Here is a 22,512-nt window from a genome sequence, read left to right as displayed (position 1 = left end):
GCCGGCAACAGCATGCATGCAAATCGTTGCGCTCGGTGCGTTCTCCGCGCTCAATGCACTGAGCGCCGCGATGCAACGTGACGCACGGCGGCGTGGTGGGCCGACGCGAAAAACGCGGACGCTCAGTCGAACAGCGACGCGTACTGGTCAGCCGAAAAGCCGAGCGTTTTCACGCGCCCGTCGACCACCACGACGGGCCGCTTGATGACGGAGGGCTTCTCGATCATCAGCGCGATCGCGCCCGCTTCGCTGTCGGCGGAGGCCTTTACGTCATCGTCGAGGCCGCGCCACGTCGTGCCGCGCCGGTTCAGGAGCGCATCGAGCGACACGTCTTTCAGCCAGCCCTTCACGAGCGGCGCATTCACGCCTGCCTTCTTGAAGTCGTGAAACTCGAATTCGACGCCATGTTCTTCGAGCCACACACGGGCCTTCTTCACCGTGTCGCAGTTCGGAATGCCATAGACGACGGTCGTTTTCGCCGCGGCGCCTGCCATCAGTCGCCTCGCAGCAGTTCGTTCAGGCCGACCTTCGCGCGCGTCTTCGCGTCCACCTTCTTGACGATCACCGCGCAGTAGAGGCTGTGCGTGCCGTCCTTCGACGGCAGGTTGCCGGCGACCACCACAGAGCCCGCCGGAATGCGGCCGTACGACACTTCGCCTGTTTCGCGGTCGTAGATCTTCGTGCTCTGGCCGAGGTACACGCCCATCGAGATGACCGAGTTCTCCTCGACGATCACGCCTTCCACGACTTCCGAGCGCGCGCCGATGAAGCAGTTGTCTTCGATGATGACGGGATTCGCCTGCAGCGGCTCCAGCACGCCGCCGATGCCCACGCCGCCCGACAGGTGCACGTTCTTGCCGATCTGCGCGCACGAGCCGACGGTCGCCCACGTGTCGACCATCGTGCCTTCGTCGACGTAGGCGCCGATGTTCGTGTACGACGGCATCAGCACGACGTTCTTCGCGATGAACGAGCCGCGGCGCGCGATGGCGGGCGGCACGACGCGAAAGCCACCCGCGGCGAAGTCTTCGGCCGTGTAGTTCGCGAACTTCGACGGCACCTTGTCGTAGAACTGTGAGTAACCGCCCGCCGGCATCGGCGCGTTGTCCTCGAGGCGGAACGACAGCAGCACGGCCTTCTTCAGCCACTGATTGACGATCCAGTCGCCGTCCTTCTTTTCGGCGACGCGCAGCGCGCCCTTGTCCAGTTGCTCGATCGCGTGCGCGACGGCGTCGCGCACTTCGGCGGGCGCGGCCTTCGGCGACAGGTCGGCGCGGTTGTCCCAGGCGGTATCGATGATCTGCTGAAGTTGTTGCGACATGTTCGTGGTGTCAGAAGAGAAAGGGTTGAACTCGGAAAGCGGGTGAGGGCGCAGCGGCGGCGCTTTCGTGCGGCGCGTGGACTGCCGAAAGCTAGCCTCGACGCTAGCGCTTCAGGGAACGGCAGAAATCGACGATGCGCTGCGCGCCCTCCGTGCATTCGTCGACGCCGGCGACGAGCGCGAGGCGGACGAAATCGCGGCCGGGGTTCGTGTCGTGCGCGGTGCGCGCGAGATACGAGCCGGGCAGAACCGTCACATTATAGTCGGCGTACAGGCGGTGGGCGAACTCGGTATCCGACAGGCCCGTGCGCGCGACGTTCGCCCACAGATAGAACGCGGCGTCGGGCAGCTTGACGTCGAGCACGTCGGCGAGCATCGGCGTGACGGTCGAAAACTTCTGCACGTATTTCGCGCGGTTCTCGCGCACATGCGTCTCGTCGCTCCACGCGGCGATGCTCGCGGCCTGATAGACCGTCGACAGCGCCGCGCCGTGATACGTGCGGTAGAGCAGGAATTGCTTGAGGATGGACGCGTCGCCGGCGACGAAGCCTGAGCGCATGCCCGGCACGCTCGATCGCTTCGACAGGCTCGACAGCATCACCAGCCGCTCGAAGCCCCGGCCCAGCCGGTGCGCCGCTTCCAGCCCGCCGAGGGGCGGGCGCGCTTCGTCGAAATAGATCTCCGAGTAGCATTCATCGGATGCGATCACGAAGCCGTGGCGATCCGACAGTTCGAACAGCTCGCGCCAGTCGTCGAGCGTGAGCACGGCGCCCGTCGGGTTGCCCGGCGAGCAGACGTAGAGCAGCTGCGTGCGCGCCCAGACGTCTTCGGGAACGGCCGAGTAGTCGCACGCGAAATTGCGCTTCGGGTCGCTGTTGGCGAAATACGGCTGCGCGCCCGCGAGCAGCGCCGCGCCTTCGTAGATTTGGTAGAACGGGTTCGGACAGAGTACGATCGCAGGCTCGCCCTGCGCGTTCTTCTTCGGGTCGACCACCGTCTGCGCGAGCGCGAACAGCGCTTCACGCGAGCCGGACACGGGCAGCACCTGGGTCGCGGCATCGACGGGCAGGCCGTAGCGCTTCGTGACCCACTTCGCGATCGCCTCGCGCACTGCCGGCGTGCCGACGGTGGCAGGATACGACGCGAGACCGCCGAGCGAATCGATTACGGCGTCGCGGATCAGATCCGGCGTCGGGTGTTTCGGCTCACCGATCCCGAAGCTGATGTGCGCGAGGCCGGAGGGCGGCGTGACATCCTTGAAGAGCGCGCGCAGCTTTTCGAAGGGATAGGGCTGAAGGGAGTCGAGTAGCGGATTCACTTGGCGGTTCGGGCGTGTGTTCGGCGTGTTGCGGGACGGACTGACACAGGTGAAGGTGGCGCGCGGCGGCTGCGATGCTTGCCAGGCACATGATCCGAAAGGCCCGGAAGCGGCTGCGAAGTGCGCCCGATCGGGCATGGCAGCGGCAGCAGGACATCCGGCGGACAGGCATTGGCGCAGCACCGGCGACGAGCGATCGATTATAGCGTGTCGGCGGGCGGCGGAACGGCGCATCGTTCGAGCGGACAAGGCCTCGCGGCGTGCTACGCACGGTGCAGCAGGCGGGGATGCAAGCGGCGTGCGCGAGGCAGCGAACGCAGCGAAAAAAGCGCGGAGACGCCATGCGGGCAGTATCCCGACGCAGCGCCAAAGGATTCAACGGGATTCAACGGCAACGGAGGGCAGCGATCACGCGCCGCTGTCGCCGGAAACGGACAAAGCAGACAAGGCAGACAAGGCATGCAGCACAAGCCGGACATGTTGGACCTCGCGGGGAGCGGCCCGCGATGAACCTCTCGCTTCGCAACACATGGCCGACCCTCGCGATCATGATGGGCGCGTCGGTGTGGGGCATGGTGTGGTATCCGCTGCGGATGCTCAACGCGCTCGGCGTGACGGGCACCGCGGCGAGCGCGCTGACGAGCGGCGCCGGCTGCCTGTTCGTGCTGCTGGTCCGGCACAACGCGGTCAAGACCGTCCGCTGGCACTGGCTGTTGCCCGCGCTCGCGCTGTTCGCGGGCATCACCAATCTCGGTTTCGTGTGGGGCGCGATCCACGGTCAGGTGATGCGCGTGCTGCTGCTGTTCTATCTGACGCCCGCATGGACCGCGCTCTTTGCGCACTTCATCCTGCACGAGCGGCTGACGTGGGCGGGCGCGGGGCTCGCCGCGCTGTCGCTGGCAGGCGCGATGATGATGCTGTGGTCGCCGCAACTCGGGCTTCCCGTGCCGGGCAGTCTCGCTGAATGGGCGGGGCTCGCGGCCGGGATGAGCTTCGCGATGAGCAACGTGCTGATCCTGAAGACGAGCCGCGAGCTGCCCCACATGAAGGCCGAAATGCGCACGGCGATCATCTTCGGCGGCGCGGCGATCTTCGGCGGATGCGCGTCGCTGTTCGAAGCGATGCCGACGCCGCCGACGGGCGCTCACCTGGGCACGGCGGCGCTGCTCGTGCTCGCGATCGGCTTCGTGCTCGCGACCAACAACATGCTCGTGCAATATGGGCTCGCGCGCGTGCCGGCGAACCGCGCGTCGATCATCATGCTGTTCGAGATCGTCGTGACGGCGCTGACGGCCTGGCTATTCGCCGGCGAAGTGCCCGGTCCGCGCGAGTGGGCGGGCGGCGCGTGCATCGTGCTGGCCTCGGCGCTGTCGAGCTGGGTGCATCGGGCGAAGCCCAATGAAGAAGCCAGCGCCCGCAACGACGGAAACGCGGATGACAACGGTAAGAATCGCCCACGCGCGATGGTATGATTGCCCCTCATTGGCCGGCGGTGCAGCGTAGGGCGCGCCGCGGCGCCGGAATCGCAGCGGGCTCGCGCTCCGTTGTGCCGCTTGCGGGCTTTGCACCTGAAGCGGTCCACATACGAACACGCACGAACCGCGCGTTCCGTTTCCATAATTACTTTCAAACAGCGATATCGCCGTGCGTCTGACCTCGATTAAACTCGCTGGCTTCAAGTCATTCGTCGATCCCACGCATTTCCAGGTTCCGGGCCAGCTTGTCGGCGTGGTCGGTCCCAACGGTTGCGGCAAGTCCAACATCATCGACGCCGTGCGCTGGGTGCTCGGCGAATCGCGCGCCTCGGAGCTGCGCGGCGAGTCGATGCAGGACGTGATCTTCAACGGCTCGACGGCGCGCAAGCCGGGCAGCCGCGCCAGCGTCGAACTCGTGTTCGACAACGCCGACGGCCGGGCGGCCGGCCAGTGGGGCCAGTATGCGGAGATCGCCGTCAAGCGCGTGCTGACGCGCGACGGCACGTCGAGCTACTACATCAACAATCTCCCTGCGCGCCGCCGCGACATCCAGGACATCTTCCTCGGCACGGGACTCGGCCCGCGCGCGTACGCGATCATCGGACAGGGCATGATCGCGCGGATCATCGAGGCCAAGCCCGAAGAACTGCGCGTGTTCCTCGAAGAAGCCGCGGGCGTCTCGAAGTACAAGGAACGCCGCCGCGAAACCGAGAACCGTCTGCACGACACGCGCGAAAATCTGACGCGCGTCGAAGATATCGTCCGTGAATTGACGGCGAATCTTGAAAAGCTCGAAGGGCAGGCGGTCGTCGCGACGAAGTTCAAGGATCTGCAAGCTGAAGGCGAAGAGAAACAGCGCCTCCTGTGGCTGTTGCGCAAGAACGAAGCGGGCACCGAGCAGGACAAGCAGAAGCGCGCGATCGAACAGGCGCAGATCGACCTCGAAGCACACACGGCGAAGCTGCGTGAAGTCGAGGCGCAACTGGAGACGCTGCGCGTCGCACACTATTCGGCCAGCGACGCGATGCAGGGCGCGCAAGGCGCGCTGTACGAAGCGAACGCCGAGGTGAGCCGCCTCGAAGCCGAGATCAAGTTCATCGTCGAATCGCGCAACCGCGTGCAGGCGCAGATCGCCGCGCTCACCGCGCAACGCGAGCAGTGGCTCGCGCAGGCGCAAAAGGCCCAGGACGATCTCGAAGACGCCGAAGAGCAGCTTGCGGCGGGCGACGAGAAAGCCGTGATCGCCGAAGAGGCGGCCGCCGCGAAGCACGACGCGATGCCCGCGCTCGAAGCGCGCTGGCGCGACGCGCAGGCGCAACTAAGCGACGAACGCGCCGGGATCGCGCAGACCGAACAAGCGCTCAAGCTCGAAGCCGCGCATCAGCGCAACGCCGACCAGCAGTTGCAGCAGCTTCAGCAGCGCCAGGAACGTCTGAAGACGGAAGCGGGCGGCCTTGATGCGCCAGACGAAGCGCAGCTCGAAGAACTGCGCATGCAGCTGGCCGAGCACGAAGAAATTCTGCGCGACGCGCAAGAGCGTCTCGCCGACGCGCAGGACACGCTGCCGCGCCTCGACGCCGAGCGCCGCGCCGCGCAGGAGCGCGTGCAGGCGGAAAGCGCGCAGATCCATCAGCTCGAAGCGCGGCTGGCCGCGTTGCGTCAGCTGCAGGAGAACGTGCAGACGGAAGGCAAGATCCAGCCGTGGCTCGACAAGCATGAGCTGGGCGCGCTGCCGCGTCTGTGGAAGAAGCTGCATGTCGAAGCCGGTTGGGAGACCGCGCTCGAATCGTTGCTGCGCGAGCGTCTCGCCGCGCTGGAAGTGTCGAATCTCGACTGGGTGAAGCACTTTGTCAGCGACGCGCCGCCCGCGAAGCTCGCGTTCTACGCGCCGCCCGCCGCCGGTCAGCCGGTGGCCGCGCCGCCGTCGCTGCGTCCGCTGCTGTCGCTCGTGCGCATCGACGATGCGGGCATTCGCGCCGTGCTCAACGACTGGCTCGGCAACGCGTTCGTCGCCGACGATCTGCCCCAGGCGCTCTCGATGCGCTCGCAATTGCCCGAAGGCGGCGCGTTCGTCGTGAAGGCGGGTCACGTGGTGACGCGCGTCGGTGTGCAACTGTACGCGGCCGATTCCGAGCAGGCGGGCATGCTCGCGCGCCAGCAGGAAATCGAAAATCTGACGCGCCAGGTGCGCGCGCAGGCGCTGCTCGCCGAAGAAGCGAAGGCCGCGGCGATTCGCGCCGAGGCCGCGCATACGCAGGCATCGAATGCATTGACGGAAGTGCGCCAGCAGACCGAGCGCGCGACCCAGCGCGTGCACGCGCTGCAAATGGACGTCCTCAAGCTCGCGCAGGCGCACGAGCGCTACACGCAGCGCAGCACGCAAATCAGCGAGGAACTCGAGGAAATCACCGCGCAGATCGAAGAGCAGCGCGGGCTGCGAGCCGAATCGGAAGCGAACTTCGAGCGGCACGACGGCGAGCTCGCCGAACTGCAGGCGCGCTTCGAAGACAATCAACTGGCGTTCGAAGCGCTCGACGAAGAACTGGGCAACGCGCGCAACGAATCGCGCGATCTCGACCGCGCCGCCACCGATGCGCGCTTCGCCGCGCGCAACATGGCGAATCGCATCGACGAGCTGAAGCGCACGATTCAGGTCGCGCACGAGCAGAGCGAGCGCGTCGCGGGCTCGCTCGAAGACGCGCGCGCCGAACTCGAAACGATCAACGAGCAAACGGCGCATACGGGCTTGCAGGATGCGCTCGAAATTCGCCGCGTCAAGGAAGAGGCGCTGCATGCCGCGCGTCTCGAACTCGACGATCTGACGGCCAAGCTGCGTCAGTCCGACGAGCTGCGCCTGACAAGCGAGCGTGCGCTACAGCCGCTGCGCGACCGCATCACCGAATTGCAGTTGAAGGAGCAGGCGGCGCGCCTGAACGCCGAGCAGTTCATCGAACAGCTGACGGCGGCAGGTGTCGACGAAGCCGACTTGCAGGCGAAGCTCACGCCGGACATGAAGCCGTCGTACCTGCAAGGCGAAGTGACGCGTATCAACAACGCAATCACGGCACTCGGCCCCGTCAACATGGCCGCGCTCGACGAACTGAAAGCGGCGACGGAACGCAAGACTTTCCTCGACGCGCAGTCGGCCGATCTGACGCACGCAATCGAAACGCTCGAAGACGCGATCCGCAAGATCGACCAGGAAACGCGAACGCTGCTGCAAGGCACGTTCGACGAAGTGAACCGTCATTTCGGTGAGCTGTTCCCGCGTCTGTTCGGTGGCGGCCAGGCGAAGCTCATCATGACGGGCGACGAGATTCTCGACGCGGGCGTGCAGGTGATGGCGCAGCCGCCCGGCAAGAAGAACTCGACGATCCACCTGCTGTCGGGCGGCGAAAAGGCGCTGACGGCGACGGCCCTGGTGTTCGCGATGTTCCAGCTGAATCCGGCGCCGTTCTGTCTGCTCGACGAAGTGGACGCGCCGCTCGACGACGCGAACACCGAGCGTTTCGCGAACCTTGTGCGCGCGATGTCGGACAAAACACAGTTCCTGTTTATTTCCCACAACAAGATCGCGATGGAAATGGCGCAGCAACTGATCGGGGTGACGATGCAGGAGCAGGGCGTGTCGCGGATCGTTGCCGTCGACATGGAAACGGCTGCGGGATTTGTCCAGAATATCGTTTAAACGTCCACTCGCGCGCGATCTTCGGGGCCGCGCGCGGGTGTTGCTGAACACAGAATCGAACTCGCTGCGCGTCGGCGCCCGCAGCGGCGGCACGCAGTGCGTGCAGGCCGCGCGAGCCAGGCGCGGCGCGCAGCGGCGAAAAGAATTGCAGATGGAGCGTGCATGGACGAGTTGACACTCGGTTTGATCGGCGCGGGCGCCGTGGTGGTCGGGGGCGTGGTGGTCTACAACGCGTGGCAGGGCGCGAAGGTGCGTCGCAAGATGCCGCGGCCGATGCCTGCCGACACGGCGGAACCCACGGCTCGGGACGAGCACGTCGAGCAGAGCCCATTCATCGAGCCGGCGCGCCCGACGACGCGCCGCGAGCCCACATCGGGCGAGCATGCCGAGGCAGCGCGCGTCGAGCCGACCTTCGGCGCCGCCGCGCCCCTCGACACGCCCGCCGACATCCAGGCCGAGAACACGTCGCCGAACGGTTTCCCTGAAGCCGAAGAACGCGAGCAGCCGGCCGTCGAGCGCGAGGCCGACGATGAGCGCAACGAGCCGATCATGCCCGCTGCCACGACGATTTCGTCGGCGCCGCCGGCGATCGTCGACCGGCGCATCGACTGCATCGTCCCCATCAGGCTTTCCGCGCCCGTCGCGGGTGACAAGGTGCTGCCGCTCGCGCAGCGTCTGCGCCGCGCGGGCAGCAAGCCGGTGCATATCGAAGGAAAGCCGGAAGGCGGCGGCGCGTGGGAGCTGCTGCAAAGCGGCGTGCGCTATGAGGAGCTGCGCGCGGCCGCGCAACTCGCGAACCGCAGCGGCCCGCTCAACGAACTGGAGTTCTCCGAATTCGTGACGGGCGTCCAGCAGTTCGCCGACGCGCTCGATGCTTCACCCGAGTTTCCGGACATGATGGAAACGGTATCGATGGCGCGCGAACTCGATGGCTTTGCCGCGCAGTGCGACGCACAGCTGTCGATCAACGTGCTGTCCGACGGCGCGCCGTGGTCCGCGAACTACGTGCAAGCCGTCGCGTCGCAAGACGGGCTGCTGCTGTCGCGCGACGGCACGCGCTTCGTCAAGCTGGACGCGAAGCAGAGCCCCGTGTTCATGCTGCAGTTCGGCGACACCAACTTCCTGCGCGACGACCTCACGTACAAGGGCGGCCAGATGATCACGCTGATGCTCGACGTGCCCGTCGCCGACGAAGACATCCTGCCGTTCCGCCTGATGTGCGATTATGCGAAGTCGCTCGCCGAGCGCATCGGCGGACGCGTGGTCGACGACGGCCGACGGCCGCTGCCGGAAAGCGCGCTGCTCGCAATCGAGAAGCAGTTGATGACGCTGTACGCGAAGCTCGAACAGGCCGGCATTCCGGCCGGCTCGCCTGCGACGCGGCGGCTGTTCAGCCAGTAGCCGCGCGACGCAGCTTTGCGCGTGACGCGGCGGCTTATGCTGCCGTCGATGACACCGCCTGACGCATGGGAATGCTTCGGGCGGTTTTCATTTGCTCCGTGTATTTTCCGCGTTTTCCTTTGGAGCCGCGCCGAAAGCGCCATGGCATCGCCAGGTGCCAGCACCGATCGACGACGCGTATGCCGTGCCGTTTATCCCACGTCGTCCGGCCACGTTCGCCCGCTGATCCATGCCTTGACCGCGGCGACGACGGTCTCTTCCCTTCCATAGAACCCGTGATGCGACATCGCCTGGCAGGGTTTGCTGCGCGTGTCGCCGCCGTGCACGGTGATCAGCGCATATTGGCCGCTGTCAGCGATGCGCTTTAGCGCTTCATAGGAACAGAGATAGCAGCCATCGTCCGCGTGCTGGACGAACAGCTGGCGCGGACGAATCGCGCCGTAGTCGAAGCCGATCAGTGGCGCGGCCTGGCCGCGCGCCGGGCTGCTGAGCGTCGACATATGCACGATGGCGTTCCATACATCAGGCAACGCGCGTCCCACGTAGGCCGACGATATCGTGCCGCGGCTCATGCCCACCAGTACGAACTTCGCCTGTGGGAAGCGCTCACGCAGGTTCGCCGCAATCTGCGTGAGATCCTGCGCGGAACGCGGCGACGCACGAAAGGCATCCGAATAGCCACCCGGCTGATCCGACGGCGCATCGACGATGGCCGTCGCGAACAGTGAATCCACGAACAGGTTGCGCGCGCGGATCAGGAAGTTCTTCTTCTCGCGCATATGGATCGTGCCGCCCGGTTGCCGCGAGAGTTCGAGATCGCCTTCGCTGCCCGGAAACATGACGAGCACCCACTGCGGCTGGCTGCCGTCCTGTTGGGTCAGCAGATAGGAGATCGACGCGCCTTGACCGAGCGGCACGTCGACGACCTGTTCGCTCGCCATCGCGCTTCGCACATCGCAAGCGGCGAGCGTGGCTAGCACGATAAAGAGGCAGCGTATGAGGCAGGCGAAGGATGCAGGCATGTTGGCGGCTACGCAATGGAAGGCACGCGACAAGTTCGCATTGCGGACGACGTGCTGTCAACGGCTTGCGCGTCGATTGGCCGATCGGCCAGGATCGGCAGTCCATGTTCGGTTTGCGCGCGCACCAAACTGGCCATTCGGCCGATGCCACGGGAAGCGCTTCCTGAGATAATCTGACATCCGTTACATATGCCGAAACGCCGACAGCATGGCCCGAATCAAAGTCCCTGATCCTGCAACCAGCGCACCCGCCGAGCGGGCGTTGTGGCTGCGTGCCGAACTCGAACGCGCGAATCACGCGTACTACGTGCTCGACCAGCCGGAACTGCCCGATGCGGAGTACGACAAGCTGTTCAAGGAACTGCAGCAGATCGAAAGCGAGCATCCGGATCTGATCACGCCGGATTCGCCGACGCAGCGGGTCGGTGGGGAAGCAGCGAGCGGCTTCAGGCCCGTCGTGCACGACATGCCAATGCTGTCGCTGAATAACGGCTTTGCGGACGAAGACATCGCGGCCTTCGACAAGCGGGTATCGGACACACTGCATCATTCGCCCGTCGATTACGCGTGTGAGTTGAAGTTCGACGGCCTCGCGATCTCATTGCGTTACGAGGACGGCAAGTTCACGCAGGCGGCCACGCGCGGCGACGGCGCAACGGGCGAGGACGTCACGGAGAACGTCCGCACCATCCGCTCGATTCCCCTCAAGCTGAAAGGCAAGCGCGTGCCGAGGCTCATCGACGTGCGCGGTGAAGTGCTGATGTTCAAGCGCGATTTCGATCGGCTAAACCAGCGTCAGCGCGACGCGGACCAGCGCGAGTTCGCGAATCCGCGCAACGCGGCGGCGGGCAGCTTGCGGCAGCTCGATTCGAAGATCACTGCACAGCGTCCGCTGTCGTTCTTCGCGTATGGCATCGGTGTGCTCGATGGCGTCGAGATGCCGGCGACGCATAGCGAACTGCTCGACTGGTATCACGAGATGGGCCTGCCCGTGAACAGCGAGCGGGCCGTCGTTCAGGGCGCCGAAGGGTTGCTCGGCTTCTTCCACAAAGTTGGCGAGAAGCGGGAGACGCTGCCGTACGACATCGACGGTGTCGTCTACAAGGTCGACCGGCGCGATCAGCAGGACATGCTGGGCTTCGTTTCGCGCGCGCCGCGCTTTGCGCTCGCGCACAAGTTTCCGGCACAGGAAGCGCTCACGAAGCTCGTTGCCATCGACGTGCAGGTCGGCCGCACGGGCGCGATTACGCCTGTCGCGCGGCTCGAGCCCGTGTTCGTCGGCGGCGCCACGGTGACGAATGCGACGCTGCATAACGAGGACGAAATTCGCCGCAAGGACATCCGGATCGGCGATACCGTGGTCGTGCGGCGAGCGGGCGACGTCATTCCCGAAGTGGTGAGCGCGATGCTCGATCGCAGGCCAGCGGACGCGCGCGAGTTCGTGATGCCGACCGAGTGCCCCGTGTGCGGCTCGGCCATCGAACGTCTACCGGACGAAGCGATTGCGCGCTGCACAGGCGGCCTCTTTTGTCCGGCACAGCGCAAGCAGGCGTTGTGGCATTTCGCGCAGCGCCGCGCGCTGGACATCGATGGCCTCGGCGAAAAGATCATCGATCAGCTGGTCGAACTGAAGCTCGTGCGTACGCCCGCGGATCTCTTCAATCTGGGTTTCGCGACGCTTGCCGAACTGGATCGCTTCGCGGAGAAGTCCGCGCAGAACCTGCTCGACTCGCTGGAGAAAGCCAAGCACACGACGCTCGCGCGCTTCATTTACGCGCTCGGTATCCGGCACGTCGGCGAATCGACGGCGAAGGACCTAGCCAAACATTTCGGCTCGCTCGATCCCATCATGAACGCGACGGTCGACGAACTGCTGGAGGTCAACGACGTCGGGCCCATCGTCGCCGAAGCCATTCATCAGTTCTTCGCCGAGGAGCACAACCGCACGGTCATCGATCAGTTGCGCGCGCCCGGCAAGGTAACGTGGCCGGAAGGCCCGCCCGCGCCGAAGGCGCCGCAGGGCGTGCTGGCGGGCAAGACGGTCGTGCTGACGGGCACGCTGCCGAACATGGGCCGCGACGAAGCGAAAGAGTTGCTGGAGTCGGCCGGCGCGAAGGTGGCCGGTTCCGTGTCGAAGAAGACCGATTACGTGGTGGCCGGTGCGGAAGCGGGCAGCAAGCTTGCGAAAGCCGAGGAACTTGGCATCCCCGTGCTCGACGAAGATGGTATGCGTAAGCTCCTGGAGGGGCACACAACATGATTCACGAAATCCTCAAGATGGGCGATCCGCGTCTGTTGCGTATCGCCAAGCCCGTCGATCACTTCGACACGCCCGAGTTGCATGACCTCGTCCGGGACATGTTCGAGACGATGCGCGACGCGAACGGCGCGGGGCTCGCCGCGCCGCAGATCGGCGTCGATCTGCAGGTCGTGATTTTCGGGTTCGGCCATAACGAGCGCTATCCGGACGCGCCGTCCGTGCCGGAAACGGTGCTGATCAACCCTACCATCACGCCAGTCTCGCTGGATACGGAGGAGGGCTGGGAAGGGTGTCTCTCCGTGCCGGGGCTGCGTGGCGCTGTCACGCGTTTGTCGATGATCCGCTATCACGGCTTCGATCAGTTCGGCAAACCGATCGATCGCGTTGCGGAAGGCTTTCACGCGCGCGTCGTCCAGCACGAGTGCGATCACCTGATCGGCAAGCTGTATCCGATGCGGATCACCGATTTCGCCAAGTTCGGCTTTACCGAGGTGCTGTTTCCCGACATCGATCCGAAATCCGACGAATAAGCGGATGTCAGGGTCTCAGTAGTCGCTTTGGCCCCTTGCCGGAAAAGAAAAAAGCCCCGCTGATGCGGTTCGCCGCAGCGGGGCTTTTTCATACCAACGATATGCGATGCCTGCGGACCTCAGAACGACTCGTCGGGGCCCAAATAGCGCCATTGTCCGGGGGGCAGCGCGCCGAGCATGACGTGACCCATCCGCACGCGCTTGAGGCCGACGACATGCAGGCCGACCAGTTCGCACATGCGGCGAATCTGGCGTTTCTTGCCTTCACGCAGCACGAAGCGCAACTGCTCTCCGTTCTGCCAGCTCACCATCGCGGGCTTGAGCGGCACGCCGTCGAGTTCGAGCCCGTGGCGCAGCTTCGCGAGACTCTCCGGCGGGAAATGATGCTCGACATCCGTTTCCACGTCGCCGTATGTGACGCGCACGAGATACTCCTTGTCGACCTGCGAATTCCCGCCGATCAGCTGTTTGGCGACGCGCCCGTCCTGCGTCAGCACCAGCAGCCCGGTCGAATCGATATCGAGCCGGCCCGCCGGCGCCAGCTGACGCAGATGCGCGGCCGAAAAGCGGATGTCGGTGTGGTCGCCGTCCCACCGATTTTCGGGCTTGATGAGCGTCACGGCGGGTTCATAGCCTTCTTCCGCCTGGCCGGAAACGTAGCCGACCGGCTTGTGCACGAGGATCGTCACCTGCTTGAGCTGCGCGGCCTGGGCGGCGGGGTCGATCTGGATATCGGCGTCGGGGCGGACCTTCGTGCCGAGCGTATCGACGACAACGCCATCGACCGTCACCCAGCCTTTTTCGATCCACTCGTCGGCTTCGCGGCGCGAGCACAGGCCGAGCTCGGACATCAGCTTCGACAGGCGCAGATTGCCGGGCGCGTCGTTGTATTCGCCTTCGTCGCGGCGGCGCGGTTCTACGGCAGGGCGCGACTTGCGCGCCGGTTTCCCGGCGGGGCGGTCGAAGATCGCGGGACGGTCGAAGCTGTCGTCGATCGAGCGGGCGTCGCGCTTTGCCTTGTTCGTGCGTGCCGCGGGGGCCGATTTGGGCGGCACGGTTTCCTCGCGATCTGCATAGGCGCTCTTGACGGGTTTTGCGTAGGCGCGTCCGTCGCGGGCCGGGGTTTCGTCGCCGGTTGCACGGCGTGCTGCGCCTTCGTTCCGAGGACGACGATCTTGCGACGCGTCGCGGCCTTCATACGCGGCCTTGGCGGGGCGTGCATAGGTGCGTTCGCGCGACGGTGCGCCATCCGCAGCGCGGGCCGGACGCGGTGAGCCGCGGCGTTCTTCGTTGTCGCGCGGGGCGCGACGTGCACGGGGCGCATCGTCGTCGCGCGAAAAGCGCGGCGCGCGTTCGCCCGCCGAGGTGCCGCGCGAAGGGCGATCAGCTGAAACGCGCCGATCGGCAGGCGCCTCTGCATTGCGGCGGAAACCACCGTTTGTCGACGCGCCTTGCTTGCGCGCCGGCCGATCGTCCGCAGATCGGCGTTCGAACGACCCGGATTCGCCGCTTCGCGCGCGCGTCGGCCGGTCGCCCGCAGAGCGACGTTCGAACGATCCGGATTCACTCCGTCCGCGCGCCGGCCGGTCGTCCGCAGATCGGCGTTCAAACGACCCGGATTCACTCCGTCCGCGCGTCGGAAGGTCGCCTGCAGAGCGACGTTCGAACGATCCGGATTCACTCCGTCCGCGCGCGGGCCGGTCGCCCGCGGAACGGCGTTCAAATGAGCCGGATTCGCCGCTTCGTGCGCGCGCTGGAGGGTCGCCTGCAGAGCGACGTTCGAACGATCCGGATTCACTCCGTCCGCGCGCGGGCCGGTCGTCTGCAGAGCGACGTTCAAATGAACCGGATTCGCTTCGTCCGCGCGCCGGTGCGTCCGTCGCACGCGCGGGCCGGTCACCGGAGCGCGCGCCAGCGCCGCCTCGCGGCGCTGCGGACGAACCGCGGCGCTCACCCGCCGCGCCCGCCGTCTTGCCGAACGAGCGCTTCTCGGGCGTCGTCGAGCCTGTTTCGGCGCGGCGCGCGGCCGCCGATGTGGAAGAACCGGCGCCGCCGCGCGGCCCCGTGGACGGAGCCGTCTTGGCCGCCGGTGCGGCTGGCCGTGCCGGCTTGCGCGCAGTCGTGCTGCCCGGACGGACGGGGGCGCGTTCGGACGAAGCCGGCCGCGGATGCTTGGCTGTCAGTTTGACTCGCATGAAATCTCACACTGCGATCGCGCGCAGCAGCTCGGTTTCGACTTGGATTTGTCGTCGGTTGTCCGAGAGGCCGTGACCATCGAGTAGGAACACGTCCTCGACGCGTTCGCCAAGCGTATTGATCCGCGCCGCATGGACGCCGACCCGGTGCTCGGCCAGCACGCGCGCGATCGAATAAAGAAGGCCCGGCCGGTCGTTTGCCGACACGGACAGGATGTAGTACTGGCCGCGCTCGTCGGCCCGCAGGTCGACGCGCGGCGTGACGGGGAACGTGCGCGACAGGCGCGACAGACGGCCCTTCGATGGCTCCGGCAGCAGCGTGCCTTCCGCCGCGAGGCGTTCCGCCAGCTCCTGCTCGACGAGGTTGGCAATGTCGCGATAGTGGACGTCTCGCTCCGTATGCGCGACGAGGAAATTGTCGAGCGCGTAGCCGTGCTTCGTGGTGCTGACGCGCGCATCCAGCACCGACAGCGCATTGCGGTCGAAATACGCGCAGATGCCCGCGAACAGATCGGGGCGGTCCTTCACGTAGACCAGCACCTGCAGCGCTTCGCCGATGGGCGACGGACGCGCGCGCACGATCGGCGCCGCGGTCTCGACGTGCCGGTACAGCACGCGTGTCTGCCATGCGATATCGGCGGCGTCGTGCCGCAGGAAGTAGCCGACGTCGAGCTTGTCCCACAATGCGCGGTGCGCGTGCTCGGGCACGGTTTCGAGGCGCAGCAGCGCGAGCGCCTCCTCCTGACGCTGCTTCAGTTCCGAATGCGCGTCGGGACGGGCGCCGCCGAGCACGGCAAGCGTCGCACGGTACAGGTCTTCGAGCAGCTTGCCCTTCCACGTATTCCAGACTTTCGGGCTGGTGCCGCGAATATCGGCGACCGTCAGCAGATACAGCGCCGTCAGGCGCCGCTCGGTGCCCACCAGATCGGCGAAACGCTTGATCACCTCCGGGTCGCTCGTGTCCTGCTTCTGCGCGACCTGGCTCATCGTCAGATGATGCTGGACCAGCCATACGACGAGCGCTGCGTCGTCGGCGAGAATGCCGTGCTCGCGGCAGAAGCGCCGCGCGTCGGCCATGCCGAGCGTCGAGTGATCGCCGCCGCGGCCCTTGGCGATGTCGTGAAAGAGAGCAGCCACGTACAGCAGATACGGACGCTCGAAGTTCGCGATCAGCTGGCTGCAGAACGGATATTCGTGCGCATGCTCGGCGACGGCGAAACGCCGCATGTTCCGCAGCACCATCAGGATGTGCTGATCGACCGTATAGACGTGATACAGATCGTGCTGCATCTGTCCGACGATACGGCGGAAGTTCAGCAGATAACGCCCCAGCACGCTCGTCTGATTCATCAGACGCAGCGCATGCGTGATGCCTTGCGGTTGCTTCAGAATTTCCAGGAAAAGCCGACGGTTTTCGGGGTCGCGGCGCCAGCGATGGTCCATCTTGTCACGCGCGTTGTAGAGCGCGCGAAGCGTGCGCGCCGACAGGCCTTTGACACCCGGCGTTTTTTCGTACAACAGGAACGCTTCGAGGATCGCATTCGGCTCGCGTTCGAACACATCGTCGCTGGCGATCTCCAGCATGCCCTGCTTTTCGACGAAACGATCGGACAAAACGCGCGTGATGCCGCTCGTGTTCGGGAAGAGTTGCGCTTCGATGTTCTGGATCAGAATGGTCGAGAGCTGCGTGACGGCTTTGGCGGCCCAGTAGTAACGGCGCATCAGCTGCTCGCTGGCGCGGCGCGTGGACGTGGCCTTGAAGCCGAAGCTCTCGGCGAGTGCGGTCTGCAGATCGAAGACGAGGATGTCCTGGCGGCGTCCCGCGAGCACATGCAGACGCGCGCGCAACGTTTTCAGAAAACCTTCGTTGCGGCGCAGCTCGCGCGCTTCGCGATCGGTGATGAGGCCGCGCTTGTCCAGTTCGCGCCAACTGCTGCCGAATCCGGCCGCCTGAGTCACCCACAGAATCAGCTGGAGATCGCGCAAGCCGCCCGGACTTTCCTTGATGTTGGGTTCGAGCGCGTAGGGCGTGTCCTGGAACTTTGCATGCCGCTGGCGCATCTCCAGCACTTTCGCCTGGAAGAACGCGCGCGGATCGAGCGCATCGCGGTAGCGCAGCGAAAAGCCCTCGAACAGTGTCGTGCTACCGACGATGCGCCGCGCTTCGAGCAGCGACGTCTGCACGGTCACGTCGTTCGCGGCTTCCTCAATGCATTGCGACACCGTGCGCACGCTGCTGCCGAGCTCCAGACCCAGATCCCACGCAAGACCGATAAAGCGCTCGATGCTGGCTTCGAGATGCGGGACGGGCTCGTCGGGCAGCAGAACGAGAATGTCGATGTCGGAATGCGGGGCCAGTTCGCCGCGCCCGTAGCCGCCGACGGCGAGCAGCGCCAGCGACGCAGGCAGATCGCACGCGGCCCACGCGCCGCGCAACGCATCGTCGGTGATGCGCGCGAGCGAACGCATCAACGTGTCGACGTTGGATGCCGTCCTGAAACGATCGATCAGCGGGGTCTTGGCCACCTTGTAGTCCGCCTTGAGCGACGTGGCATCGGAAAGGGCGACGGCGGAAACGCTACTCATAGGCGAAGGGCGGAGAAATCAGGCGGTGGCGGCGGCCACGATTTGCGGGCGCGCGGGCGTGCCGGCCGAGACGGTCAGCACTTCGTAGCCCGTCGGCGTGACGAGAATCGTGTGCTCCCACTGCGCGGACAGGCTGCGGTCCTTCGTCTTGACGGTCCACTGGTCGGGCATCGTGCGGATCTCACGGCGGCCAGCGTTGATCATCGGCTCGATCGTGAAGATCATGCCCGGCTGCAATTCGATGCCGGTGCCGGGACGGCCGTAGTGCAGCACTTGCGGCTCGTCGTGGAAAACCTGGCCGATGCCGTGGCCGCAATATTCGCGCACTACGCTGTAGCCTTGGCCCTCCGCGTGCTTCTGAATCGCGTAGCCGATGTCGCCGAGATGCGCGCCCGGACGCACCTGCTCGATGCCGAGCCACATGCATTCGTAGGTGGTCTGGATGAGCCGCTTCGCCATGATCGAGCCTTCGCCGACGATGAACATGCGGCTCGTGTCGCCGTAGTAGCCGTTCTTGATCACGGTGACGTCGATATTGAGCACGTCGCCATTCTTCAACGTCTTGTCGCCGGGAATGCCGTGGCAGATCACGTCGTTCACGGACGTGCAGACGGCCTTCGGAAACGGCGGATAGCCGGGCGGCTGATAATTCAGCGGCGCCGGAATCGTGCCTTGCACGTTCGTCATGTATTCGTGGCAGAGTCGGTCGAGCTCGCCCGTCGTGACGCCGGGCTTCACGAACGGTGTGATGTAGTCGAGGACTTCGCTCCCGAGGCGTCCAGCGATGCGCATCTGGGCGATATCGTCTTCGTTTTTGAGCGTAATAGCCATGAGTCGGGCCTGAAAAGCGGTTTATCGCGTAATTATCGCACCTTATTTCCGTGATCGCTGGCTTTTACTGGGCGGATGGCCACGCGCCGCGCGGGCCGCAATGCATATCCGTGGCATGTTGCGTAGCAGCGGGTGCAACCCGCGGGGACTGCACGTGCTACCGCGTAGGTTGAGTCCTGCAATGCTCGCGTGCTATACTGTTTGGCTAAGTCAATCGTCAGTTCGAATATTCAGAATATTCACCTCGGCGGCGGACTTCCTCGCGAGCTGGTCATGAAGTGCAAGACCTATATGGCGCAATTCGTGGCGTAATTCGCGAGATTCGCAAGCCGGCGCACCCAGGGTGTTCGCGGCGTCAGGTCTTCCGAAGAGTGCGGAAGGCGGCGCGGCGGATACGGCAGCCGGCTTAAGACCCAACCCTAGCGGAGATATTCATGGCAGTTACCATGCGTCAAATGCTGGAAGCCGGTGTCCACTTCGGTCACCAGACGCGCTTCTGGAACCCGAAGATGGCCCCCTTCATTTTCGGCCATCGCAACAAGATTCACATCATCAACCTCGAAAAGACGCTGCCGATGTACAACGACGCGCTGAAGTACGTGCGTCAACTGGCAGCGAACCGCGGCACGATCCTGTTCGTCGGCACGAAGCGTCAGTCGCGCGACACGATCGCTGAAGCGGCTCAGCGCGCTGGCATGCCCTATGTCAACGCACGCTGGCTCGGCGGCATGCTGACCAACTTCAAGACGCTGAAGGTTTCGATCAAGCGCCTGAAGGACATGGAAGCGGCAGTCGAGGCAGGCGAGCTCGAGAAGATGAGCAAGAAGGAAGCGCTGCTGTTCGAACGCGAAATCGCCAAGCTGCAAAAGTCGATCGGCGGCGTGAAGGACATGGGTGGCATTCCGGATGCGATCTTCGTGGTCGACGTCGGCTATCACAAGATCGCCGTGACGGAAGCGAACAAGCTGGGCGTGCCCGTCATCGCCGTGGTCGATACGAACCACTCGCCGGAAGGCGTGGACTACGTGATCCCGGGCAACGACGACGCGAGCAAGGCGGTTACGTTGTACGCGCAAGGCGTGGCTGACGCGATCCTCGAAGGCCGTGCGAATGCGGTCAACGAAGTCGTGCAGGCTGCCCGCGGCGGCGACGGCGACGAGTTCGTCGAGGTCAACGGGGAAGCGTAAAGCACCCTGTGTCCGGCAAAAAAGGGGGCTCTCGATAGGCCCCCTTTTTTTAAGTCGCGACGATCTGGAATGGGCGTGCGGCAACTCGCACGCAGCAGCGCCGGAAATAAAAGTGCGCTGCGCGGAAACGAAATTCTGCTGCCGGCATCGAATGCGGGCGGCGTGTGACAGACAGACTCAAGGAGCGAATGATGGCGGCAATTACCGCAAGCATGGTGGCAGAACTGCGCGCGAAGACCGACGCGCCGATGATGGAATGCAAGAAGGCGCTGACGGAAGCTGACGGCGATATGGCGCGCGCTGAAGAGCTGCTGCGCGTTAAGCTCGGCAACAAGGCGTCGAAGGCGGCGTCGCGCGTCACGGCAGAAGGCGTGATCGCTTCGTTCATCGAAGGCGGCGTCGGCGCGATCGTCGAACTGAACTGCGAAACCGACTTCGTTTCAAAGAACGACGACTTTATCGGCTTCTCGAAGAAGGTTGCCGAACTCGTCGTCAAGCAAAACCCGGCTGACGTCGCTGCGCTGTCGGCGCTGCCGCTGGAAGGCTCGACCGTCGACGCGGTGCGTTCGGCGCTGGTCGGCAAGATCGGCGAAAACCTGTCGATCCGCCGTTTCGCGCGCTTCGAAACGTCGAACAAGCTGGCCGCATACCTGCACGGCACCCGCATCGGCGTGCTGGTCGAGTACACGGGCGCGGACGAGCAGGTCGGCAAGGATGTCGCGATGCACATCGCGGCGATGAAGCCGGTCTCGCTGTCGGCAGACGAGGTGCCCGCCGACCTGATCGCCAAGGAGCGCAGCATCGCCGAGCAGAAGGCAGCCGAATCGGGCAAGCCGGCTGAGATCGTCGCGAAGATGGTCGACGGCTCGGTGCAGAAGTATCTGAAGGAAGTGTCGTTGCTGAACCAGCCGTTCGTAAAGAACGACAAGCAGACGATCGAACAGATGCTGAAGGCCGCAAACTCGAGCGTGCAGAAGTTCGCATTGTTCGTCGTGGGCGAGGGCATCGAAAAGCGTCAGGACGACTTCGCGGCCGAAGTCGCGGCGCAAGTTGCTGCTGCGAAGCAGCAATAAGCTTCGTTTAAGTTTTACCCTGTACCGTTTGACCCGCGGCGGGGCTGGACCTCGCCGCGACCGGCAGCGCCGCCGGGGCTACGCGTGCGCAAGGCGCACGGCGGCCGGATCGACTCGCCTCGGTCGGTTGTTGAGGCGCGTCAATTTGGCGGCTCTTGCCCGAATTCGTATTTCACCCCTACAGTTAGTTCCTTGTTGTTTGGCGGCTTTTTGGCCCTGCTCAGCGCAATCTGGATATCTCTATGCCCACTGCCTATAAACGCGTCCTCCTCAAACTCTCTGGCGAAGCCCTGATGGGCGATGATGCATTTGGCATCAATCGCGCGACGATCGAAAGAATGGTGGCGGACGTGGCCGAGGTGGTGCGGCTCGGTACGCAACTGGCGGTGGTGATCGGCGGCGGCAACATCTTTCGCGGTGTGGCGGGCGGCGCAGCAGGTATGGACCGTGCGACGGCCGACTACATGGGCATGCTGGCCACGATGATGAACGCACTGGCGTTGCAGGACGCGATGCGCCACGCCGGAATCGAAGCGCGCGTGCAGTCGGCGCTGCGCATGGATCAGGTCGTCGAGCCGTACATCCGTCCCCGCGCCATCCGTCAGCTGGAAGAGGGCAAGGTCGTGATTTTCGCGGCCGGCACGGGCAACCCGTTCTTCACGACCGACACGGCGGCTGCGCTGCGCGGCTCGGAGGTCGGCGCCGAAGTCGTGCTGAAGGCGACCAAGGTCGACGGCGTCTATTCGGCCGACCCGAAGAAGGACCCGTCCGCGACGCGTTATTCGACGATCAGTTTCGACGAGGCAATTGGCCGCAACCTGCAGGTAATGGACGCCACTGCGTTCGCGCTGTGCCGCGACCAGAAGCTTCCGATCCGCGTGTTTTCGATCGTGAAGCCGGGCGCGCTCAAGCGCATCGTGCAGGGCGAGGACGAAGGCACCCTCGTGCACGTGTAAACTCTCTTTCACGTCTGTGGGCTTGAACGCGGGCTTGGGCGCCGCCTCGCGCGCGCTGGCGGGCCCGCATCGTTTTGAAGGTTCGGAGGTTTAATCATGTCTGTCGCTGACATCAAGAAAGGCGCTGAGCAGAAAATGCAGCGCTCGCTCGACGCGTTCAAGAACGATCTGTCGAAAATCCGCACGGGCCGTGCGCACACGGGCCTGCTCGATCACATCCAGGTCGACTACTACGGCTCGCCCGTGCCGATCTCGCAGGTCGCGAACCTGACGCTCGTCGACGCTCGCACGATCGGCGTGCAGCCGTGGGAAAAGAAGATGGTCTCCGTGATCGAAAAGGCGATCCGCGAATCGGATCTGGGCCTGAACCCGGCCACGCACGGCGATCTGATCCGCGTGCCGATGCCCCCGCTGACGGAAGAGCGCCGCAAGGAGCTCACGAAGGTCGTCAAGAGCGAGGGCGAGACGGCGAAGGTGGCCGTGCGCAACCTGCGCCGCGACGCGAATGAGCAGCTCAAGAAACTCGTGAAAGACAAGGAAATCTCCGAAGACGACGAGCGCCGCGCCGGCGACGATGTCCAGAAGCTGACGGACAAGTTCGTCGCGGAAATCGACAAGCTCGTGCAAACCAAGGAAGGCGAGATCATGACGGTTTGATGGTCTGGCGCA

16 protein-coding genes are annotated in these 22,512 nt (G+C 64.9%); 9 read left to right on the top strand and 7 right to left on the bottom strand.

Annotation, left to right across the window (positions count from 1 at the left end; genetic code table 11):
- Positions 1–122 precede the first annotated feature (122 nt).
- From BMW76_RS09075 to dapC, 3 genes are all read right to left on the bottom strand, one after another.
- Entirely contained in the window at positions 123–494 is a 372-nt protein-coding gene (locus BMW76_RS09075; protein ID WP_090864806.1) for an ArsC family reductase, read from the bottom strand.
- Positions 494–1,321 (bottom strand): 2,3,4,5-tetrahydropyridine-2,6-dicarboxylate N-succinyltransferase, encoded by an 828-nt coding sequence (gene dapD, locus BMW76_RS09070; RefSeq protein ID WP_090864805.1) that lies wholly within the window; start codon positions 1,319–1,321, stop codon positions 494–496. The genes BMW76_RS09075 and dapD overlap by 1 nt, the downstream gene beginning before the upstream one ends.
- Positions 1,322–1,424: 103 nt before the next feature.
- Positions 1,425–2,639: a succinyldiaminopimelate transaminase gene (gene dapC / locus BMW76_RS09065; protein ID WP_090864804.1), complete on the bottom strand. Its 1,215-nt coding sequence runs from the start codon at positions 2,637–2,639 to the stop codon at positions 1,425–1,427.
- A 506-nt stretch (positions 2,640–3,145) separates the two neighbouring features.
- Between dapC and BMW76_RS09060 the strand changes: the two genes are divergently transcribed.
- From BMW76_RS09060 to BMW76_RS09050, 3 genes are all read left to right on the top strand, one after another.
- A complete protein-coding gene (locus BMW76_RS09060) occupies positions 3,146–4,111 on the top strand; it encodes a DMT family transporter (RefSeq protein ID WP_090864803.1) in 966 nt (321 codons plus the stop codon).
- A 172-nt stretch (positions 4,112–4,283) separates the two neighbouring features.
- A complete protein-coding gene (gene smc, locus BMW76_RS09055) occupies positions 4,284–7,802 on the top strand; it encodes a chromosome segregation protein SMC (protein WP_090864802.1) in 3,519 nt (1,172 codons plus the stop codon).
- 162 nt (positions 7,803–7,964) lie between these two features.
- Positions 7,965–9,203 carry a cell division protein ZipA C-terminal FtsZ-binding domain-containing protein gene (locus BMW76_RS09050; RefSeq protein WP_090864801.1) on the top strand — a complete coding sequence of 413 codons (1,239 nt, stop codon included), beginning with the start codon at positions 7,965–7,967 and terminating at the stop codon, positions 9,201–9,203.
- Positions 9,204–9,394: 191 nt separating this feature from the next.
- Here BMW76_RS09050 and BMW76_RS09045 read toward each other — a convergent pair whose 3' ends face one another.
- The gene (locus BMW76_RS09045) at positions 9,395–10,225 is read right to left on the bottom strand and encodes a hypothetical protein (RefSeq protein WP_090864800.1); all 831 of its coding nucleotides are present in this window, start codon (positions 10,223–10,225) and stop codon (positions 9,395–9,397) included.
- A gap of 208 nt (positions 10,226–10,433) precedes the next feature.
- Here BMW76_RS09045 and ligA point away from each other — a divergent pair, with 208 nt between their 5' ends.
- Both ligA and def read left to right on the top strand, forming a co-directional pair.
- On the top strand, positions 10,434–12,485 hold the full coding sequence (gene ligA, locus BMW76_RS09040) for an NAD-dependent DNA ligase LigA (protein WP_090864799.1): 2,052 nt from the start codon (positions 10,434–10,436) through the stop codon (positions 12,483–12,485).
- Positions 12,482–13,015: a peptide deformylase gene (def, locus tag BMW76_RS09035; protein ID WP_090864798.1), complete on the top strand. Its 534-nt coding sequence runs from the start codon at positions 12,482–12,484 to the stop codon at positions 13,013–13,015. The genes ligA and def overlap by 4 nt, the downstream gene beginning before the upstream one ends.
- Positions 13,016–13,134: 119 nt before the next feature.
- Here the strand turns inward: def and BMW76_RS42945 are convergent, their stop codons facing one another.
- Genes BMW76_RS42945 through map form a run of 3 tightly spaced genes read right to left on the bottom strand, consistent with a single transcriptional unit; the run spans position 13,135 to position 18,627 of the window.
- A complete protein-coding gene (locus BMW76_RS42945; protein WP_177200338.1) occupies positions 13,135–15,210 on the bottom strand; it encodes a pseudouridine synthase in 2,076 nt (691 codons plus the stop codon).
- A gap of 6 nt (positions 15,211–15,216) precedes the next feature.
- Entirely contained in the window at positions 15,217–17,796 is a 2,580-nt protein-coding gene (locus BMW76_RS09025) for a [protein-PII] uridylyltransferase (protein WP_090864797.1), read from the bottom strand.
- Between the two features lie 18 nt (positions 17,797–17,814).
- Positions 17,815–18,627: a type I methionyl aminopeptidase gene (gene map, locus BMW76_RS09020; protein WP_090864796.1), complete on the bottom strand. Its 813-nt coding sequence runs from the start codon at positions 18,625–18,627 to the stop codon at positions 17,815–17,817.
- 434 nt (positions 18,628–19,061) lie between these two features.
- On the opposite strand from map, the gene rpsB reads away from it, so the two are divergent.
- The 4 genes from rpsB to frr all read left to right on the top strand — a co-directional run bounded on the left by rpsB (position 19,062) and on the right by frr (position 22,500).
- Entirely contained in the window at positions 19,062–19,814 is a 753-nt protein-coding gene (gene rpsB / locus BMW76_RS09015; protein WP_087735373.1) for a 30S ribosomal protein S2, read from the top strand.
- Positions 19,815–20,005: 191 nt separating this feature from the next.
- Positions 20,006–20,887, top strand: coding sequence for a translation elongation factor Ts (gene tsf, locus BMW76_RS09010; protein ID WP_090864795.1), 882 nt, complete (start codon positions 20,006–20,008; stop codon positions 20,885–20,887).
- A 242-nt stretch (positions 20,888–21,129) separates the two neighbouring features.
- Positions 21,130–21,843, top strand: a complete 714-nt coding sequence (gene pyrH / locus BMW76_RS09005) for a UMP kinase (RefSeq protein ID WP_090864794.1) — start codon at positions 21,130–21,132, stop codon at positions 21,841–21,843.
- A 96-nt stretch (positions 21,844–21,939) separates the two neighbouring features.
- Positions 21,940–22,500: a ribosome recycling factor gene (gene frr, locus BMW76_RS09000; RefSeq protein ID WP_090864793.1), complete on the top strand. Its 561-nt coding sequence runs from the start codon at positions 21,940–21,942 to the stop codon at positions 22,498–22,500.
- The last annotated feature ends 12 nt before the right edge of the window (positions 22,501–22,512 follow it).

It is taken from the genome of Paraburkholderia diazotrophica, from assembly GCF_900108945.1.
Lineage (GTDB): Bacteria > Pseudomonadota > Gammaproteobacteria > Burkholderiales > Burkholderiaceae > Paraburkholderia > Paraburkholderia diazotrophica.
The sequence above is the reverse complement of the archived record's forward strand: the minus strand, read 5'-3'. Positions and strand labels throughout refer to the sequence as shown.

Coding starts and splice junctions, on each gene's coding strand:
- BMW76_RS09075 (WP_090864806.1), bottom strand. CDS start 494: ATGGCAGGCGCCGCGGCGAAAACGACCGTCGTCTATGGCATTCCGAAC.
- dapD (WP_090864805.1), bottom strand. CDS start 1,321: ATGTCGCAACAACTTCAGCAGATCATCGATACCGCCTGGGACAACCGC.
- BMW76_RS09060 (WP_090864803.1), top strand. CDS start 3,146: ATGAACCTCTCGCTTCGCAACACATGGCCGACCCTCGCGATCATGATG.
- BMW76_RS09050 (WP_090864801.1), top strand. CDS start 7,965: ATGGACGAGTTGACACTCGGTTTGATCGGCGCGGGCGCCGTGGTGGTC.
- BMW76_RS09045 (WP_090864800.1), bottom strand. CDS start 10,225: ATGCCTGCATCCTTCGCCTGCCTCATACGCTGCCTCTTTATCGTGCTA.
- ligA (WP_090864799.1), top strand. CDS start 10,434: ATGGCCCGAATCAAAGTCCCTGATCCTGCAACCAGCGCACCCGCCGAG.
- def (WP_090864798.1), top strand. CDS start 12,482: ATGATTCACGAAATCCTCAAGATGGGCGATCCGCGTCTGTTGCGTATC.
- BMW76_RS42945 (WP_177200338.1), bottom strand. CDS start 15,210: ATGCGAGTCAAACTGACAGCCAAGCATCCGCGGCCGGCTTCGTCCGAA.
- BMW76_RS09025 (WP_090864797.1), bottom strand. CDS start 17,796: ATGAGTAGCGTTTCCGCCGTCGCCCTTTCCGATGCCACGTCGCTCAAG.
- map (WP_090864796.1), bottom strand. CDS start 18,627: ATGGCTATTACGCTCAAAAACGAAGACGATATCGCCCAGATGCGCATC.
- rpsB (WP_087735373.1), top strand. CDS start 19,062: ATGGCAGTTACCATGCGTCAAATGCTGGAAGCCGGTGTCCACTTCGGT.
- tsf (WP_090864795.1), top strand. CDS start 20,006: ATGGCGGCAATTACCGCAAGCATGGTGGCAGAACTGCGCGCGAAGACC.
- pyrH (WP_090864794.1), top strand. CDS start 21,130: ATGCCCACTGCCTATAAACGCGTCCTCCTCAAACTCTCTGGCGAAGCC.
- frr (WP_090864793.1), top strand. CDS start 21,940: ATGTCTGTCGCTGACATCAAGAAAGGCGCTGAGCAGAAAATGCAGCGC.